The 17,250-nt window shown below is 54.2% G+C and carries 16 protein-coding genes; 12 read left to right on the forward strand and 4 right to left on the reverse strand.

Going from position 1 to position 17,250, the window contains the following annotated elements:
- Positions 1-14 precede the first annotated feature (14 nt).
- Positions 15-677, forward strand: coding sequence for a TetR/AcrR family transcriptional regulator (locus IE090_RS01390; protein ID WP_189386551.1), 663 nt, complete (start codon positions 15-17; stop codon positions 675-677).
- A 1-nt stretch (position 678) separates the two neighbouring features.
- Here the strand turns inward: IE090_RS01390 and IE090_RS01395 are convergent, their stop codons facing one another.
- On the reverse strand, positions 679-990 hold the full coding sequence (locus IE090_RS01395; RefSeq protein WP_189386552.1) for an EscU/YscU/HrcU family type III secretion system export apparatus switch protein: 312 nt from the start codon (positions 988-990) through the stop codon (positions 679-681).
- 9 nt (positions 991-999) lie between these two features.
- A complete protein-coding gene (locus IE090_RS01400; protein ID WP_189386553.1) occupies positions 1,000-2,913 on the reverse strand; it encodes a flagellar hook-length control protein FliK in 1,914 nt (637 codons plus the stop codon).
- Positions 2,914-3,128: 215 nt separating this feature from the next.
- On the opposite strand from IE090_RS01400, the gene ccmA reads away from it, so the two are divergent.
- Genes ccmA through ccmI form a run of 9 tightly spaced genes read left to right on the forward strand, consistent with a single transcriptional unit; the run spans position 3,129 to position 10,024 of the window.
- Positions 3,129-3,776 (forward strand): cytochrome c biogenesis heme-transporting ATPase CcmA, encoded by a 648-nt coding sequence (gene ccmA, locus IE090_RS01405; protein WP_189386554.1) that lies wholly within the window; start codon positions 3,129-3,131, stop codon positions 3,774-3,776.
- Positions 3,773-4,441, forward strand: a complete 669-nt coding sequence (gene ccmB / locus IE090_RS01410; protein ID WP_189386555.1) for a heme exporter protein CcmB — start codon at positions 3,773-3,775, stop codon at positions 4,439-4,441. Before ccmA ends, ccmB begins: the two co-directional genes overlap by 4 nt.
- A gap of 7 nt (positions 4,442-4,448) precedes the next feature.
- Positions 4,449-5,213, forward strand: coding sequence for a heme ABC transporter permease (locus IE090_RS01415; RefSeq protein WP_189386556.1), 765 nt, complete (start codon positions 4,449-4,451; stop codon positions 5,211-5,213).
- A complete protein-coding gene (gene ccmD / locus IE090_RS01420; protein ID WP_189386557.1) occupies positions 5,195-5,383 on the forward strand; it encodes a heme exporter protein CcmD in 189 nt (62 codons plus the stop codon). Before IE090_RS01415 ends, ccmD begins: the two co-directional genes overlap by 19 nt.
- The gene (gene ccmE, locus IE090_RS01425; RefSeq protein WP_189386558.1) at positions 5,367-5,831 is read left to right on the forward strand and encodes a cytochrome c maturation protein CcmE; all 465 of its coding nucleotides are present in this window, start codon (positions 5,367-5,369) and stop codon (positions 5,829-5,831) included. Before ccmD ends, ccmE begins: the two co-directional genes overlap by 17 nt.
- A 23-nt stretch (positions 5,832-5,854) precedes the next feature.
- Positions 5,855-7,822, forward strand: coding sequence for a heme lyase CcmF/NrfE family subunit (locus IE090_RS01430; RefSeq protein WP_189386862.1), 1,968 nt, complete (start codon positions 5,855-5,857; stop codon positions 7,820-7,822).
- Positions 7,819-8,340 carry a DsbE family thiol:disulfide interchange protein gene (locus tag IE090_RS01435; RefSeq protein WP_189386559.1) on the forward strand — a complete coding sequence of 174 codons (522 nt, stop codon included), beginning with the start codon at positions 7,819-7,821 and terminating at the stop codon, positions 8,338-8,340. Before IE090_RS01430 ends, IE090_RS01435 begins: the two co-directional genes overlap by 4 nt.
- Positions 8,340-8,801 carry a cytochrome c-type biogenesis protein gene (locus tag IE090_RS01440; RefSeq protein WP_189386560.1) on the forward strand — a complete coding sequence of 154 codons (462 nt, stop codon included), beginning with the start codon at positions 8,340-8,342 and terminating at the stop codon, positions 8,799-8,801. The genes IE090_RS01435 and IE090_RS01440 overlap by 1 nt, the downstream gene beginning before the upstream one ends.
- A complete protein-coding gene (ccmI, locus tag IE090_RS01445; RefSeq protein WP_189386561.1) occupies positions 8,798-10,024 on the forward strand; it encodes a c-type cytochrome biogenesis protein CcmI in 1,227 nt (408 codons plus the stop codon). The genes IE090_RS01440 and ccmI overlap by 4 nt, the downstream gene beginning before the upstream one ends.
- Positions 10,025-10,035: 11 nt before the next feature.
- On the opposite strand, the gene IE090_RS01450 is transcribed toward ccmI, so the two are convergent.
- Both IE090_RS01450 and IE090_RS01455 read right to left on the reverse strand, forming a co-directional pair.
- Positions 10,036-11,058 (reverse strand): DUF2804 domain-containing protein, encoded by a 1,023-nt coding sequence (locus IE090_RS01450; RefSeq protein WP_189386562.1) that lies wholly within the window; start codon positions 11,056-11,058, stop codon positions 10,036-10,038.
- A gap of 54 nt (positions 11,059-11,112) precedes the next feature.
- Positions 11,113-14,535 (reverse strand): PAS domain-containing hybrid sensor histidine kinase/response regulator, encoded by a 3,423-nt coding sequence (locus tag IE090_RS01455; protein ID WP_189386563.1) that lies wholly within the window; start codon positions 14,533-14,535, stop codon positions 11,113-11,115.
- Between the two features lie 238 nt (positions 14,536-14,773).
- Here IE090_RS01455 and IE090_RS01460 point away from each other — a divergent pair, with 238 nt between their 5' ends.
- Complete coding sequence (locus tag IE090_RS01460; protein WP_189386564.1) at positions 14,774-16,570, forward strand: DUF294 nucleotidyltransferase-like domain-containing protein; 1,797 nt, start codon at positions 14,774-14,776, stop codon at positions 16,568-16,570.
- Positions 16,570-17,178 (forward strand): 3'-5' exonuclease, encoded by a 609-nt coding sequence (locus tag IE090_RS01465; protein WP_189386565.1) that lies wholly within the window; start codon positions 16,570-16,572, stop codon positions 17,176-17,178. Before IE090_RS01460 ends, IE090_RS01465 begins: the two co-directional genes overlap by 1 nt.
- The last annotated feature ends 72 nt before the right edge of the window (positions 17,179-17,250 follow it).

Consider the following 17,250-nt stretch of genomic DNA (forward strand, 5'->3'; position numbering starts at 1 on the left):
AGGACACGAGTTGTATGCCAAAGAAGCCGTTTACGCAAGAAGAAGTGGAAGCGCAGCGTGATCGTATTATGGACAGCGCATCACGGGTGATGGCTGAGGTGGGTTTTCACCATTTGTCTATGCGCAAGCTGGCCGGTCAGTTGGGGATGACGGCCAGTAATATCTACAACTACTTCTCCAGCAAAGAAGCGCTGTTTTTGCAAACTCGTCGGCGCGGCTTCGAGCTGATGTTTGCAGCCATTCACCAGCACATGGCTGATACCAACACAGCAACGCAAGCACTGTATGCGTTTACTGGGCAATGGGTCGAGTTTGCTCAGCGCTACCCTGGCTATTACCAGCTGATGTTTCAGCCACCACGTTTGCGGTTGAGTGAGTCTGATTTGGGCGATCAGCAACTGCAGCTGCAAGTGCAACGCCAAGCGGAAGAATGGCAGCAGCACATATTGGCGCTATTAAAAGACGCGGTGCCAGGTTACTCCCGTCAGTCAGATACCCAGCAAAAGCGTTTGGCTTTGTTCTTCGTTGCATCGGTTCACGGTTTGGTGGATGCTTACCGTTATCGGGCCTTCTCCGAGCTACTGGCTGGCGTTGAGCTGATTCCACACGATGTGATCTTTGAACACATCAGCTGGTTGTTATCCTTAGTCGAGCGGCAAGCCACCGACAAAGTGTGAGTCACCCTGATTTCGAACTGGGGGTTTTACCCTCCAGGGCATATACAAACGCTAAGACTTCGGCCATGACTTGGTATAACGTCTCTGGTATTTCCTCATGCAGCTCCAGCTGCCCCAGCCAGCGCACCAAACTGGCATTTTCATAAATGGGAACCTCATGCTGCATGGCCAATGCAATAATGGCCTGCGCCAGCTCGTCGTCACCTTGGGCACTGATATAAGGTGCCTGACCTGATTCTGGCTGATAGGTCACGGCTACTGCCTCAGTGGCCTGCAACAGTGACTCGGGTATGCGCTCTTCAATATTTTGCATGTGGCATCCTCAGGTATGTAGATCGACCAATCGGGTACGAATTTGATTGTGCTCGCCGACGGGCAGTTGGCCGTGCCGTGCGGTGAGCACGTCTACCTCAACGCCTAAGCTGGTGAGCTTGCTGCGCAGCGGTGGCAGCTGCTGCTGTAGTTGTTGCAGGGTCTGGCTTTGTTGTGACCAAAAGGTGGCTGCGATTTGCTGTTGGTTGAGCTCGATCTCCACATCGAGTGGACCTGCTTGTGCTAAGTCAAAGTGCAAAACCACCCGCCAGCCATGACGCCGGCCGGCCGCAGCTTGCTGTTTGGGTGTTTGCATTTCTAGGTCGATGCTGCGGATATGCTCGCCCTGGCGCATAAACAGCGGCAGGTTAAAAGGTGTTGAATCACTGCTATTGGATTCAGAGCGCAGTGCCTGAAACTGCTCGGTTTCTATTTGCGCCAAGGTCGATTGCAGCAAGCGCAAGCCTTCTGGGCGTGGGCCTGCGCCGTAAGACAGCGGCAAAGGCTGTGCTTGTGCTGGCTTTGGTGCTGAGTTCTGACTGCGCTCAGAGCTGCCGTTTTGAATGATGCTGAGCCATAGCTGCAACGCTCGTGATAGCGTGGCTTTTAGGTCTTGGCTGCTTATCAAGCCCGGCGTAAGCAGTGCTTGAGCAAGGGAGGGAGAGGCCTCTTCTGTGTTGGTTGAAGTGCTCTGTGCCGCGGCTTGCCGCACAGTTTGAGCTTGTTGCTCTAGGCGCTGTGCCAGCTGTTGCAACAGACTTGGCTTAGTCGTTAACTGCGCAGTACTGGCTGAATTGATGCCCGGATCAGCAACGGTGGTGGCTGTTTTCTGATGGCCGGTAACTGTGGCTAGCAGCCAAGGAGGCGTAGGCAATTTGGTTGGGGTCATAGGCTCCAGCAGTTGCACCAGTACCGAACCCCCACTGCTGGGCAATAATGACTCATTGGCCGGCGTCACGGGTGTTGCAGAACCAGGCACTGTTGAATTCTGATGCTGAGTGAGCAGAGGGGATGGTATCACCAGCTTGGGCAGAACTGAGCTTTGTGGCGGCAAAGGCTGAGTATTGCCGCTAGGCAGGCTCGGGGAAGAATGAGTGCTTGGCCGCGCCATGTTGTGCTGACTGGTACTGGCTTTGGTCGCTTGCCAAGCCTGCTGAAAGATTGAAGACAAACGCAGCGCCAAGCTTTGCGGACTGCCTGTTTGGCCAGCAATCGACGGGATTGCACTGCTCGCGGCGTGGTTGGAGTGTGCGCTGGCTGATTGGCCAGTGCTGCTCTGCTGCTGGCTTGCTGGAGTCGGCACCTGCGAGCGTGGGGCTATGGATTGCAATGCGGCCAAGAGCCGCTGCTCATAAAACAGGCCCGAGTTCTGTAGCGCGCTGCGGACTGCCACGGCATTTTCATGGGTATTGGCTTGTTCAACGCTGGGCAGCAGCGGCCGCTGTTGCAAGAACTGCTCAATCACCTGGCGCACGGCGGTGGGCGTTGTCGGTGCTTGGCTGAGCTGCTGCAGGCTATTGAGAAGCAGCTGCGCTTTGGCGCCTTGATTCGTTTGGGCCGCAGGTATTAACGGCACGCGACTGGCGAGCCATTGGCTTAGCAATTGTTGCAGCGCTTTATCGGCATTGGGTGGCTGCTGTGATACCAAGCGTACCCTGGGAGGCTGTTCATCAGTGACCGCCAAAATGACCTGGCTGCCCTCTGGCAGTGGTTTGTCGCTGTCTAGGGTGAGTTGCTGGCCGCCGGCGCGCACGGTGAGTTGATAGCGTACCTCACCTTGTTCATTGCGCTTAGGCGTGACTTGGCTGACTTCGGCGGCAAAGGCATTGCGAGGAGGCGACTCTGAGCTCAAGCCAGCTTGCTGCAGGCTGCGCTCGCTGATGAGTGGGACGGATGGAATGCGCATAGAATTGATGTCGGCCAAGGTTTACTCATCTTTACCCATGTTAATTCGCTGGCAAAACTCGCTGAAGAGTCATTTTGTATATAATGCGCCGGCTTTATTCATTATGGCAGACAAATGTGTCGTGCCGGACTATGCCACTGTGGCCTCTGGGTTGCCTGCAGTGTGCTTTAGTTTTGATGAATCCCCGTATTTTTTATAGGCCCGTTGCCCACTGTGGGCCCAAAGGTTGAGGCATGCTTAGTCAGGCTCCAGTAGAGCTGCAAGCCAGAGATGTATTTTGCGAGCGCGATGATCGCGTGCTGTTTGAGCACTTTGATTTGAACCTCAGTGGCGGCGCGCTGGTGCAACTGGCTGGCCCCAACGGTGCGGGTAAAACCACTTTGTTGCGCATACTGGCCGGTCTCAATCATGACTTTGAAGGCGATGTGCTGTTTAACGGTGAGCCTTTGCACTCCATCTACCCCGAATACGCTGCCCAACGCTTGTATATGGGGCATCTGGCGGCGGTTAAAAAAAGTCTCACAGCACTGGAAAATCTGCGTTGGCTGACCTCGCAATGGCAAATCGATGAGGATCGATTAGTGCAAGCCTTGGAGGCGGTTGAGTTGATGGGGTACGAAATGACGCCCTGTCAGCAACTGTCGGCCGGGCAGCAACGGCGCGTCAGTTTAGCGCGTTTGTTGGTGGTGCCAGCGCCGCTGTGGATTTTGGACGAGCCCTTTACCGCCCTCGACAAACAAGGGGTCGCTTGGTTGGAGCAGCGCTTGCGCGAGCATGTAGAGCAAGGCGGTGCGGTGGTCATTACCAGTCACCATGCCTTGCAAGCGGTTCCGGGGTTGCAAGTGCTGGATCTGTCACGCTGGGCCGGAGATGCGCTATGAGTCTGGTAACGGCAACATTGAGGCGCGATTTGCTGCTGGCGGCACGCAATCCAGGCGAGTGGCTGAATCCCTTGATGTTTTTTTTGATGGTGGCGGCGCTGTTCCCGCTGGCCGTTGACCCAGACCCCAAGTTTCTTAGCAAAATTGCCGGCGGTGTGATCTGGGTGGCGGCCTTGCTGGCCACCTTGCTGTCGCTGGATGCCCTTTACAAAACCGACGTTGACGATGGCACCTTAGAGCAGTGGTTGGCATCGGGAGAGTCCCTGTATGCTCTGGCGTTGGTCAAGGCGTTGGTGCACTGGTGCATCAGTGGGCTGCCGTTAACCCTGATGGCGCCGTTGCTGGGGTTGATGTTGCACCTCCCTGACAGTGCTTATTGGGCTTTGATTGTCAGTCTAGCCGTGGGTACGCCGGTACTGAGCTTGTTGGGTGCCGTGGGCGCTGCGCTCACCGCTGGCGTTCGCAGTGGTGGCTTGTTACTGACGCTGTTGATTCTTCCTTTGTATGTTCCCGTGCTGATTTTTGCAGCTTCGGCGGTCTATCACGCCAGCATCGGCATGGACTACAACGGCCAAATCGGCTTTCTGGGTGCGTTGCTGGCGCTGGCGGTCTGTTTGACGCCATTCGCGTCAGCGGCGGCGCTAAAACTTAACTTATCGCGGTAGTGTGCGTATGTGGCAATGGTTAAAAACCCTCTATCACCGGCTGGGCTCACCGAAATGGTTTTATGACCTCACCAGCCGTTGGATTCCCTGGCTGATTGGCTTTTCCGTGCTCGGCGGTGTGGTGGGGTTGGTTTGGGGGCTGGCCTTTGCACCGGCGGATTACCAGCAAGGCAACAGCTTTCGCATTATATATATTCACGTGCCAGCGGCGCTGATCAGTCAAAGTGCTTACATCATGATGGCCATTGCCGGCGCGGTGTTTATGATTTGGCGCATGAAAATGGCGGCCTGGGTGGCGCGGGTGATTGCGCCAATTGGTGCCAGCTTTTGTTTGATTGCGTTGCTCACCGGTGCCATCTGGGGCCAGCCTACCTGGGGCACTTGGTGGGTGTGGGATGCCCGTTTGACCTCCATGTTACTGCTGTTGTTTTTGTTTTTTGGCGTCATGGCATTGCAGCAAGCGATGGAAACTGACGAAGCCGGTCATAAGGCCAGTGCCATTTTGGCCTTGGTTGGACTGGTTAATATTCCTATCATCAAGTATTCGGTGGAGTGGTGGAACACCTTGCATCAGCCGGCCACATTGAAGCTGACAGAAAAGCCCAGTATGCACCCTGACATGCTGTATCCACTTTTGATTATGATCGTTACCACCTATGTGTTTTTCGCCTTGCTGGTGATTTTGCGCACCCGCAACGAGATTTTATGGCATGAGCGCAAGCGTACCTGGGTTAAGCAACTACTGGAGAAGCGATGGAATTCAGCAGCTTAAGTGAGTTTTTCGCCATGGGACGGCACGGATTTTATGTTTGGCTGTCGTATGGCCTGACTGCCCTGATCATCGCCTTTAACGTGGTGCAGCCTTGGTTGCGCCGCAGGCAGCTGATTAAACAACAGACACAGCGTTTGCGCCGGGAGAAGAAGCATGCATCCTCAACGTAAAAAACGACTGACCTTGATCTTATTCTTGGTGGTAGGGGTTGGCTCCGCCGTTGGCTTGCTGATGTATTCGCTGTCACAGAATATCAACCTGTTTCAAACACCCACTCAGATCGCCAATGGTGAGGTCCCTATCGGACGTACTATTCGTGCCGGTGGTCTGGTTGTGGATGGCAGTGTGGTGCGAGCGGAAGAAGGCTTGGGCGTGACCTTTAAAGTCACCGATGGCGTTGCCAGCGTGCCGATTTTTTACGATGGCATCTTGCCAGACCTTTTCCGTGAGGGGCAGGGCATTGTCGCTTTAGGCCAGCTTGATGAAGCGGGTGTCTTGCAGGCCTCTGAAGTGCTGGCCAAACACGATGAAAACTACATGCCACCGGAAGTACAGGAAGCGCTAGAAAAAGCCCATCAGGCAGGCAAAGCCAATCTAGAAGCAGCGGCAGGATATTAATCATGAACGCAGAAGTAGCAATGATGGTGCCCGAATTTGGCCAGTTAGCTCTGATCATCGCCTTGGTGCTGGCCGCCATGCAGGTGGTGATACCCTTGGTGGGCGTACAGTCGGGCCGAGAATGGCTGATGGCCTACGCTAGGCCACTGGCAGCAGGGCAGGCGGTGTTCTTGATGGTGTCCTTGCTGGCCTTAACGTATGCCTTTGTCACCGACGATTTTTCGGTCGTGTATGTCGCGACCAACAGCAATACCCAGCTGCCGACGCCGTACAAAATCAGTGCTGTTTGGGGCGCGCATGAAGGCTCGCTGCTGTTGTGGGTCACCATGCTTGGCGCTTGGGGCTTGGCGGTTGCTTGGTTTAGTCGCACCTTGCCGCTGGATATGGTGGCGCGTGTATTGTCGATTATGGGCATGGTGTCGGTGGGTTTTATCTTGTTTACCGTGCATACCTCCAATCCATTTGAACGGCACTTGCCCTCAGCTCCGTTAGAAGGCGCGGATTTAAACCCCTTACTGCAAGATTTTGGCTTAATTGTGCACCCACCCACACTCTACATGGGCTACGTCGGCCTGTCGGTGGCGTTTGCTTTTGCGCTGGCCGCTTTGATGAGCGGTCGCTTAGATGCGGCTTGGGCACGTTGGTCACGACCTTGGACGACCGCCGCTTGGGTGTTTTTAACCCTAGGTATTGCGCTGGGAAGCTGGTGGGCTTACTACGAGCTGGGCTGGGGCGGCTGGTGGTTCTGGGATCCGGTCGAAAATGCCTCACTGATGCCTTGGTTGGTGGCGACGGCGCTGATGCACTCGCTGGCGGTCACTGAAAAACGCGGCTTGTTTAAAAGCTGGACTGTGTTACTGGCCATTTTCGCCTTTTCATTGAGTTTGCTTGGTACCTTCTTGGTGCGCTCGGGCGTGCTGACCTCTGTGCATGCTTTTGCATCTGACCCTGATCGCGGTGTCTTTATTCTGGCGCTGTTGGGCATCTGTGTCGGCGGCTCGCTGTTGTTATATGCCATTAAAGCGCCCACCGTGGCCTCGGTGGGGCGCTATCAGTGGGTGTCGCGCGAAAGTGCGCTGCTGGTCAATAACTTGCTGTTATTAGTATCGGCTTTTGCCATTTTGCTCGGCACCTTGTACCCCTTGGTGCACGACTTTATGGGGCTGGGCAAGTTATCCGTGGGCGCTGCTTGGTTTAACACCATGTTTGTGCCGCTGTCTGTGTTGCTGGCATTGGTGATGGGCATTGGCTCGATGTCGCGCTGGAAGTCCGATGCCTTTAGCCGCCTAGGGCAAGAATTAAAATGGGCCTGTTTGGCAGCCATTTTATTAGGCGCCGCTGTGCCTTTGCTGGCCTCCGGCGAATGGAACTGGCAGGTGGTAATGGGCATGAGCGTGAGCTTCTGGCTGATTGGCGCCACCTTGGTGGACGTGTGGAAAAAATCCCGCGGCCAGTTAGCACGCATCCCGAAGTTGGGGGTGAGTTTTCATGGCATGGTGCTGGCGCATGTGGGCGTCGCCATTTCCATTATCGGCGTCACCATGGTGTCGAATTACAGCTTGGAAAAAGCCGTCAAAATTGCACCGGGCGAATCCACCGAGCTGGGCAGCTACCGGTTCGAATTTGCCGAAGCGGGCCATATTGAAGGTCCAAATTACGTATCTGATGCCACTCGCTTTAAAGTATGGCGTGATGACAAGCTAATGGAGGTGCTGACGGCAGAGAAACGCCGTTACAACGCCAGTGGTCAAATCATGACCGAAGCCGCCATCGACGTGAGCCTATTTCGCGATGTGTATGTGTCTATGGGTGAAGAACTGCCTGACGGTGCCTGGGGCATGCGCCTGCAAGTAAAGCCTTATATGCGTTGGGTCTGGTTGGGCGCCATTTTTATGTCCATTGGTGGCTTATTGGCGGTCATGGATAAACGCTACCGCGCGCGCCAGCACAAACGCGCTGCTGCACCCGCGGCAAAGGAGGCCGTGGCATGATGCGCTGGCTGCTGTTTATCCCACTGGCGCTGGCTCTAGCGCTGGGGGTTTTGTTCTGGATTGGTTTGGGCAAAGAAGATAAAGACGTATTGCCATCGCCCTTAGTCGGCCAGCCGTTTCCGGCATTTAACGCGGTCGCCTTGCTGACCGATGAGGCGCTGGATCAAAGCTCGCTGCCGGCCAAGCCCATGTTAGTGAACGTTTGGGCTACTTGGTGCCCGACTTGTAAAGCCGAGCACGCATTTTTAAATCAACTGGCCAAGCAAGGCATCACCATTGTCGGTATTAACTACAAAGATGACAGCGCCAAAGCCCGCGAGTGGCTAAAAGCTTTTGGCGACCCCTATGCGTTTAATATCGTTGATCCAGACGGCAAACTGGGTTTAGAGCTGGGCGTTTACGGCGCACCTGAGACGTTTTTGGTCGACAGCCAGGGCATTATTCGTGGCAAGCACGTTGGTGATTTAAACACGCGTGTTTGGCAAACCTTGCAACCTCAGTTTGAGGCCATGAAGTGATGATAAAACGACTGTTATTGGTGTGCTTATGTTGTTGGCCGCTGGCTGCTTTGGCCATTGTCGATGGTCATAAGTACCCGTTCGAAGATCAAGAAAAAGCCGAGCGCTTTCGCCAGCTAGCGGAAAATCTGCGCTGCCCTAAGTGTCAGAACCAAAACCTGGCGGATTCCAATGCGCCGGTGGCGGTAGATTTACGCGACAAGGTCTATGAGCTGTTGCAAGAGGATCAAAGCGACGAGCAAATCGTTGATTATTTGGTGGCGCGCTACGGCGACTTTGTGCGCTACAACCCGCCGTTTCGCATGGACACTTTGCTTTTGTGGATCGGCCCTGCGTTGGCCTTACTGCTGGGCATTGGCTTGCTGGTGCTGATCTGGCGCAGCCAGAATTCTGCGCCAAAACCTTTGTCTGAGGCTGAAAAAGCACGACTGGAACAACTGAAAAAGGCAAACCGCTCATGATGCTTGCGTTGTTGTTGCTGGCCATTCCGCTGGCGATGTTTTTGTTAAAGCCGGTCTGGTTTCGGCCGTCCACCGAGCAGGTCAGCCAGAGCGAAGAAAACCTGCGCCTATACCAAGAGCGCACCCAAGAGCTGGCCGATAGCGACCTTCCTGAAGATGAGAAAAACACCCTGCAGCTAGAGCTGGATCGTGAGTTTTTGGCATCCGCCGATGGCGCTGGCCTGGCGTTCAAAACTGGCAGCAAGCGAGAACGCATTCCGTTGGCCATTGCATTAATCGTGCTGACCTTAGCTAGCACAGTTTGGCTGTATCAAAAATGGGGGGCCAGCAACGAGCTGCGCGCGACGGAGCTGTTGATGATGTCGGGCCAAAGCCAGCTCAGTGAGTTAGAGCGCCAAGAGTTGATGCAGCGCCTGGCCCGTGCAACTGAGCGTGAGCCGGATAACGTCGAGTGGGCGTATTTGCGTGGCCGCATTTTATCGGCCGAGCAAAAATACGCAGAGGCTGCCGATGCTTTTGCTGGCATGTTGGAGCAGTTGCCCGCTGAGGCCCAAGCTGACCGCGCCGAAGCCCTGACCATGCTGGCGCAGGCACGTTTTTTTGCCGCTGAGCAAAAGGCCGATCCTGAAGTATACGCCTTGCTGCAAGAAGCACTTACCTTGGTGCCGGATCACCGCCAGGCGCTCGGCATGGCGGGCATTTTGGCGTTTGAGTTAGAGCAATACGGCGATGCCATTGAGCACTGGCGCGGCCTGTGGAAGCGTTTGCCCGCTGGCCCAGAAGCGTCGCAGCTGGAGCAGGGCATTCGCCGCGCCGCCGAGCATTTGCGTGAGCAGGGCGGTGAAGTGTCGTTGGTGTGGTTAGAGCGTGCCGAGCTGAAGGTATTGGTATCTCTGGCACCCGAGGCTAAAGCACAAGCACAGCCGGATGACACTGTGTTTGTATTGGCGCGGGCATTTAATGGCCCCCCCATGCCGTTGGCGGTGCAAAAACTGACCGTCGCTGATTTGCCACAAGTCATTACGCTGAGCGATGATCAAGCCATGGCGCCGGGCATGAACCTCAGCCAGTTCAAGCAAGTAACGGTGGTAGCACGCATTTCTCGCAGTGGCCAACCGGTAGCGCAGCCGGGAGATTGGCAGGGCCTGCTAGAACCCGTCGCCAATCGTGTCGACGACGTGTTGCAGCTGACCATTAACCAGCCGGTAGCGGCAGAAGGCTAAGCAGCGCCCGCTTACCAGCGGGCGTAATGATCCTCGGTAAAGCCCCATTCGCCATGCAGGGCAATGGTTTCATTGGCGAGACGAATCTCGCCAAAATAGCGGCCAAAATGCTGGGTAAAGTTGGACGCGGCAATGATGGCGTTCATCTTTTCCTGGCGCTGCCCGGCCGGCTCAAAATGCAGGCGAATTTGGCCATCGTTAGAGTGCAGCTCCCAAGCATGCTGCTTTTGATAGCGATCGAAGCGAAAATCGACCATGTCGACCTTAATGCGCTTGCCATCCAGCCACAGTGCATTTTCGGTAAAGCCCGTCTCGTTCACGCCGGCGGCCAGGTTAAAACCTAAGCGCCGACCATCGCTTAAGCGGCAAGACAAACTGCCCCAGTTCCAAAAGGTTTCGCGGCGCATGTAGCCGGCAGTCCAGTCGACGGAAGCGAGGGCGCCGATTTGTTGCATGTCATAACTGCGATCCCGCCAACGCACGCTGCCATTGCACACCAAGGCGGTGCTTTTTTGCGTAAATACCCAGCCCTGATAACCAGCCCGAGTGCAAATCGCCAGCGGTTGATAAGACGTGGATTCATCAATGGTGACGTCAATTTCAACGCCCTTGCTGAGACTGACCTGCACCCGACGCACGCCGGGTACACGCGTGGCACGAATCGACAGCCGCTGCTTGCCCTTGCGAAACACCGCTTCGCCATCGTTCGGATGGGTATCGATGTGGGTGTGCCGGGCCAGTGGTTGAATAAAACTGTATTCGTCAAATTCGCCGCTGTTGGGATCGTACAAATACACAAAGGCATTGCTGGCAATTTTTAAATCGACAATGGCAATGCCAACAATCAATTGCGGGCTGAGCAGACCGATAAACTGAAACTGGTTGAATTTTAGCCGTTTGGCCAGCGGCCCTAGGCGGCGATCCATGGGCGAGCGCAGGTCGTAATCGAGATAGTTAATGTCGTGCACGCCGTCGGCAAAGGTGCCGAAGGCGGGTTGACCGTGACGGTCGATGAGTTGTTGTTTTATCGACATGAAAGCGGTTCTGTGGTGAGTGTGAGTGAATGAATGAATGTTAAGCGGCCGCTGTTATTTCACCAGACGGCTGATCAGCGCCCGCAACGCGGCTGGACGCATGGGTTTGCGTAAAAAGTAAAAACCCAGTTGCTTAGCTTGTTCTTCGACTTCCGGCCGTGGGTCGGCGGTGATCAGCACGCCCGGAATCTCTGGGTCATCAAACTGTTGGCGCAGCATGGTCATGACTTCCAGGCCGGTTTCATCGTTGTCGAGCTGATAGTCGGCCAACATAATTTGCGGTTTAAAGGCAATCTGCGCCGCTTCCTCTTGGGTACTGCAACTGTACACGTCGCACTGCCAGCTATCGAGCAGTGCGTTCATGGCGGTTAATACTTCTGGGTCGTTGTCGATGCAAAAGGTCGCCATGCCACTGAAAGAACCATTTGAGCGACCACGAAAACGCGGTTGGGGTTTGTCGGGCAGGGCGTCGGTCAGCGCCATGCTGACTTCAAAGCGAGTGCCTTGACCGACCCAAGAATCAACCTTGACGCTGTGGTCTAAGCGCCCGGCCATGCGCTCAACAATGGCCAAGCCTAAGCCCAGCCCTTTGTCTTGTTTGGGTTGGTTTAGGCGCTTAAATTCGCCAAAGATTTCTTTTAATTTAGATTGCGGAATGCCCGGGCCGCTGTCCCACACTTGCACCACTAAGGTATTGCCGCGTTGGCGACAGCCCACTAAAACGCCGCCTTGCTCGGTGTAGCGCACGGCATTGCTGATTAGGTTTTGAATAATGCGCCGCAGCCAATGCGCATCGCTCATCACCCAATAAGGGCAATCACGCACGGTCAAACGCAGGCCTTTGTCTTGGGCTAGGGCGGTAAATTCGTCGCGCAGTGGGCGCAAAATATCACTGACTTTCACTGGGCGTAGATCAGGCTCTAAAGCGCCTGCGTCCAGTTTGGATATTTCTACCAGCACAGATAACACATCTTCAGCCGATTGCAGCGAGCCTTCTAGATGATTTAACAAGTGGCGCTGCTCATCGCTCAGCGGGTGCTGTGACAAGGTTGAAGCGAACAGTTTGGCGGCATTTAACGGTTGCATTAAATCGTGTCCGGTGGCCGCTAAAAAACGAGTTTTACTGGTATTGGCTTCAATTAAGCGTGAGGTTAAATCTTCCAATTCTTGGGTGCGTTTTTCAACGCGCTGCTCTAGCGTAATGTTCGCTTGCTGCAGGGCTTCTTCCGCTCGGCGGTGGGCGGTGATGTCGGTAAAACTGGTGACAAAGCCGCCGTCGGGCATGGGGTGGCCCTGCATCGACAGTACGGTGCCACTGGGTAAATCACGTTCAAAGTGATGGGCGGAGCCGCTGCGCAAAAAGTTCATCCGCCTTGCCACCATGTGCTCGACATCGCCCAGGCCGCAATAGCCACGCTCAGCGTTGTAGCGAATAATATCTTCGATGGGTTTGCCGACCTGCATAAACCCTTCTGGGTAATCAAACAGCTCCAGATAGCGCCGGTTCCAGGCGACCAAATTCAGGTTTTTATCCACCACGCTGACGCCCTGGTGCAGATTTTCTAATGCTGCCTGCAGCTGCTCACGACTCATGGCAAAGGCTTGGCTGGCTTCGCTGGCCAAAAAGGCCAAATCGCGAATTTGAATTTGCTCGCCGCCCAGCAAGGTGGAAAAAATCACCCGTGCCGATGATGACCCCACCACCGATGCCAGCAGTTTTTCGGCATCGTGCAATAACGTGGTAGACGCCATGGCATGGTCATATTGCACGCCGTGCTTGGATTGGTAGTCAGCAAAAAATGCTTCGCATTTGCGCACACCCAAAATGCGCTCTAATACCACGCGCACGTCGTCGACTTTGCAGTCAAAGCTGGGCGCTACTTTGTTACCTGCCAGTGGTGCTTTGGTGCTGGTGTAATCGGAAGCCAACATGCGCTCACGCACGGAAGCGTTAGTGCCTAGGGAGAATAAAACGAAGAAAGAAACATTGACCACAAGGCTCATGATGACGCCAAAACTGAAGTCATCTAGGCCATAACTCAACAGGGTGCCGTTGCTGGATACGGTTTCGGTCAATAACGGTAACAACAGGGTATAAAACCAGATAAAGGTACCGCTTAATAAGCCTGCCATGGCACCCTGACGATTGGCATTTTGCCAGATCAAACCACCAATCAAAGGCGGTGCAAACTGGGCCACCGCAGCAAAGGACAGCAAACCGATGGCCGCCAACGATTCAAACTCGCCGACACTGCGATAAAACAGATACGACAGCAGCATCATGGCGACAATGACCAAGCGTCTAACGGTCAGCACCAGGGCCCTGACGGTGGTCGATTGCTGCAGCTCCACCTGATGTTGGGGGCTGCGGAAAAACACCGGCAACACCAGCTCATTGGAGACCATGGTGCTGATGGCTACCGTCGCAACAATAATCATGCCGGTGGCGGCACTGCCGCCGCCAATAAAAGCCATCACTGCTAGGGATTCATGCCCCAGCGCTACTGGCAAGCTGAGCACATAGGTATCGGGAGCAAAGCCCAGTTGCTTGAGAAATAAATCGCCACTTAGGGCAATGGGCATCACGAACAGCATCAGCAGTAATAAGTAGAGGGGAAACAACCAGCGTGCGGTGCGGATATGGCGAATGGACTCGTTTTCAATGATGCCCACTTGGAATTGTCGCGGCAGACACAACATGGCAAAGCCGGCCAGCAAGGTTTGCAGTAAAAAACTGACGGAAATGATGTCGCTATTAAAAAGAATATGATCGGATGCGAACTCTCGACTTAGCGTGATCAGATCGAGCGGCGAGTCATATAGGCTGGTCATCACCCAGATGCCCACGGCGACAAACGCTAATAGCTTCACCAAAGACTCAAACGCCACCGCCATGATCATACCTGGGTGCTGCTCACTGGCATCGATGTCGCGGGTGCCGAACATAATGACAAACACCGCCATGGCACAGCTGATATAAAAAGCCGTGTCTTGCCACATGCTGACGTCGGTACCGCGATGATTGCCGAGGGGCTGTGTCACCAGCTCAAAGCCGGTGGCGATGGCTTTTAATTGCAGCGCAATGTAGGGAATGACCCCCAGTACCGCCACCAAGGTCACCAAAATGGCCAAGGTATGATCACGGCCGTAGCGGGTGGCGATAAAGTCGGCGATGGAGGTCAGGCGCTTTTCTTTGGCGATGCGAATGATCTTGCCCATCATGCGCCAGAACAACAGCAAAAACAGCGTCGGCCCTAAATACACAGATAAAAACGTCCAACCTGTGGTGGCGGCTTGGCCGACAGCGCCATAAAACGTCCAGGAGGTGCAATACACCGCCAGCGATAAGCTATAAATCACCCCGCTGCGATGAATCGGGCGGCCTTGATGCGCGCGCTTATCGCCATACCAAGCGATGGCGAACAAAGTGGCAATGTAGAGCACAGAAATGGCGATCAACTGCCAAGCGGGAATCATAACAGGCTTCGCTTATTGTTTTCGGCCACTATAGCATGGCCTATTGATGCGCTGAATCCTTATGCTGGTTGGGGATATCGCCTGCATTCTCGCGGGTTGGTAAGCCTGCTAGACCAATGTCGTGCTGGGTGTTGGCAGGAGCAAGGTTACACTGAACGTGAATAGTTCAAGACTGCCCAGCCCTGTCGCCGGCCTCGAGTTTGGCTGATGCAGACAGTGCTCGCCAGGAGGGCAAGATATGTCGATACAGATCAACCTCAATCAGCCACCGTTCAGTTTTTTATCGACAGAGCAGCGACAATGGCTGACCCAGCGATTGGACCTGGTGTTCTTCCAGACCGACCAGGTCATTCTTGATGAAGGTCAGGTCGCTCCCGGTTTATTCATCGTCTATAAAGGCGTGGTAGAAGAAAGTGACGGCCAAGGACAAGTGTTTTCGCAGTACGGCAGCGAGGACATATTCGATGTGCGCGCGGTATTAGAGTCTGCGTGCAAACACCGCTACACCGCCTGTGAAGAAACCTTGTGCTATTTATTGCGTGCAGATGACTTTATTAAGCTATTAGACGATAGCGACGACTTTTCTATTTATTTTAAAACCGACTTGGGTACCCAAGCATCTTTGGTCGAGCAGCGTGATAGCGGTGTGTCGGAGTTTATTCTGGCGCGCATTGATGACAGCGCCATGCGTCCGCCTGTTTATGTGAATGGTCAGACCAACCTAGCGCGCGTGGCTGAGTTGATGCATGAGCAAAAGTACGATGCTGTGTTAGTGCGCTCCAGCCGGGGTATTGGCATCGTCACCGGCACCGACTTACTGAAAGCCACCTTGATGGGCGATAAAACCAAGCAAACGCGCGTAGCAGAAATTGCACAATACGATTTAATCACAGTTGAATACGGCGAGTTTCTGTTCTCAGCCCTGTTGCAAATGACGCAATATCAAATCGAACGTGTGGTGGTGCGCCGTCAGGGCGATATCGTTGGCATGTTAGAGCTGATGGATATGCTCAGTTTGTTTTCCACTCACTCCCACGTTATTGCCATGCGCATTGAGCAATCGCGCAGTTTGAAAGAGCTGGTGGTGGCGGCACAAAGGTTAGACACCTTGATTCGTTCGTTGTCAGACCAAGGTGTAAAAATGGCGGCCATTATGGAGCTGGTGACCACGCTCAATCGACGCTTGCTGCAGCGCGCGTTCGATTTGATCTTTCCACCGCGCTTGCGCGACCGGGTGTGCATCTTGGTGTTGGGTAGTGAAGGGCGGGGCGAGCAAATCCTGAAAACAGACCAAGACAACGCCGTTATTTTAAAGCAAGAGCACGAGCGCGAAGCGGTGATGCCGCTGCTTAATCAGTTGCATCAGGCACTGTTGGAATTTGGCTATCCACCCTGCCCAGGTGGTGTGATGTTTATTAACGACAGCTGGATCAACACCGTCGAAGGCTGGCAAGGCAAGGTCGGGCGTTGGCTTAACTCGGGCTCGCCCGATGCCATGATGAACATGGCCATTTTGATGGATGGCGAACCTGTTTGTGGTGATAAAAACCTGTTTGACGACGTTAAAGCACGCTGGCAGCACAGTGATTTACGCTCCAGTATGATTTCTGCCTGGTTTGCCAAGCCGGCGCTGCAGTTCGAAACGCCGCTCACTTTCTTGGGCAAAATCCGTGAGGATCACGGCAAAATCGATATTAAAAAAGGCGGTATTTTTCCCTTGGTGCATGGGGTGCGTGCCTTGGCTTTTGAGCACGCGGTGGATGCTTGCAATACCCTAGAGCGCCTCGATTGGCTGCAGCAGCATCAGATCTTGGACGAAGAAGTGGTGCAAGGCTTAAAGGATGCACTGTTATTATTTGTGCGCATACGCTTGCGCCAGCAGTTAGCGATCAAGGCCGATAACCCGGGTTTAAGCCAGCAGTTAAATCTTGAGCATTTGCGCAGTGTGGATCGCAGCCTGCTGCGCCATGCGTTGCATCGAGTGAAAAAATTCAAGCAATTGCTGGTGCATCACTACCACTTGGAGAGCTTCTGATGCGTTACTGGCTGAGGCGACAACTGCCAGGCTTTTTGCCGCCCGAAGGGCGTTGGCGGCATTTGGCCGACCCCTATGATGGCGACGAAGTGGTGGTGCTGGATTGCGAAACCAGCGTGTTCGACAAGCGCAAAGGCGAATTGCTGAGTGTGGCTGCGGTGGTGGTCAAGGGCCAAGAGATTCAGCTGTCACAGGCGTTAGATTTGACGGTAAAATCCACGGCGAAGACCGATGAAAATGCGGTTCGCGTGCACTATTTGCGCCGTGAAGATCGCCACCTCGGTGTTAGCAGTGCAGAGGCGATTGAAAAAGTATTGGATTTTGTCGGTAACCGGCCGATTTGTGGTTTCTACATTGAATACGATCGCGCAATTTTGAATCGCTACATTAAGCGCTTATACAACTTTAAATTACCGAACCGCTTTATCGAAGTCTCAGAAATCTACGTCAATCAAAAGCGCCGTTATATTCCAGAACTGCAGCTGGACCTCACCTTTGAGGGGCTGGCCAAAGACCTGCAAGTGCCCGTTATTGAACGTCACACCGCCATCGGCGATGTGATTTCAACGGCACTGATGTATATAAAACTGACGCAGTTCAAGCGCTGACTATTGTTCTGATGTGATTGATCACTGGTCTCATCCCACGCATAATCGCCGCGCCAAAGTTGGGGCTCATTA

The organism is Bacterioplanes sanyensis (assembly GCF_014652515.1).
GTDB lineage: Bacteria > Pseudomonadota > Gammaproteobacteria > Pseudomonadales > Oceanobacteraceae > Bacterioplanes > Bacterioplanes sanyensis.

Bases quoted from the DNA above. Each gene is read 5' to 3' on its own strand.
- IE090_RS01455 (WP_189386563.1), bottom strand. From the start codon at position 14,535: ATGATTCCCGCTTGGCAGTTGATCGCCATTTCTGTGCTCTACATTGCC.
- IE090_RS01465 (WP_189386565.1), top strand. From the start codon at position 16,570: ATGCGTTACTGGCTGAGGCGACAACTGCCAGGCTTTTTGCCGCCCGAA.
- ccmB (WP_189386555.1), top strand. From the start codon at position 3,773: ATGAGTCTGGTAACGGCAACATTGAGGCGCGATTTGCTGCTGGCGGCA.
- IE090_RS01460 (WP_189386564.1), top strand. From the start codon at position 14,774: ATGTCGATACAGATCAACCTCAATCAGCCACCGTTCAGTTTTTTATCG.
- IE090_RS01435 (WP_189386559.1), top strand. From the start codon at position 7,819: ATGATGCGCTGGCTGCTGTTTATCCCACTGGCGCTGGCTCTAGCGCTG.
- ccmD (WP_189386557.1), top strand. From the start codon at position 5,195: ATGGAATTCAGCAGCTTAAGTGAGTTTTTCGCCATGGGACGGCACGGA.
- ccmA (WP_189386554.1), top strand. From the start codon at position 3,129: ATGCTTAGTCAGGCTCCAGTAGAGCTGCAAGCCAGAGATGTATTTTGC.
- IE090_RS01415 (WP_189386556.1), top strand. From the start codon at position 4,449: ATGTGGCAATGGTTAAAAACCCTCTATCACCGGCTGGGCTCACCGAAA.
- IE090_RS01395 (WP_189386552.1), bottom strand. From the start codon at position 990: ATGCAAAATATTGAAGAGCGCATACCCGAGTCACTGTTGCAGGCCACT.
- IE090_RS01390 (WP_189386551.1), top strand. From the start codon at position 15: ATGCCAAAGAAGCCGTTTACGCAAGAAGAAGTGGAAGCGCAGCGTGAT.
- IE090_RS01450 (WP_189386562.1), bottom strand. From the start codon at position 11,058: ATGTCGATAAAACAACAACTCATCGACCGTCACGGTCAACCCGCCTTC.
- ccmI (WP_189386561.1), top strand. From the start codon at position 8,798: ATGATGCTTGCGTTGTTGTTGCTGGCCATTCCGCTGGCGATGTTTTTG.
- IE090_RS01440 (WP_189386560.1), top strand. From the start codon at position 8,340: ATGATAAAACGACTGTTATTGGTGTGCTTATGTTGTTGGCCGCTGGCT.
- IE090_RS01430 (WP_189386862.1), top strand. From the start codon at position 5,855: ATGGTGCCCGAATTTGGCCAGTTAGCTCTGATCATCGCCTTGGTGCTG.
- ccmE (WP_189386558.1), top strand. From the start codon at position 5,367: ATGCATCCTCAACGTAAAAAACGACTGACCTTGATCTTATTCTTGGTG.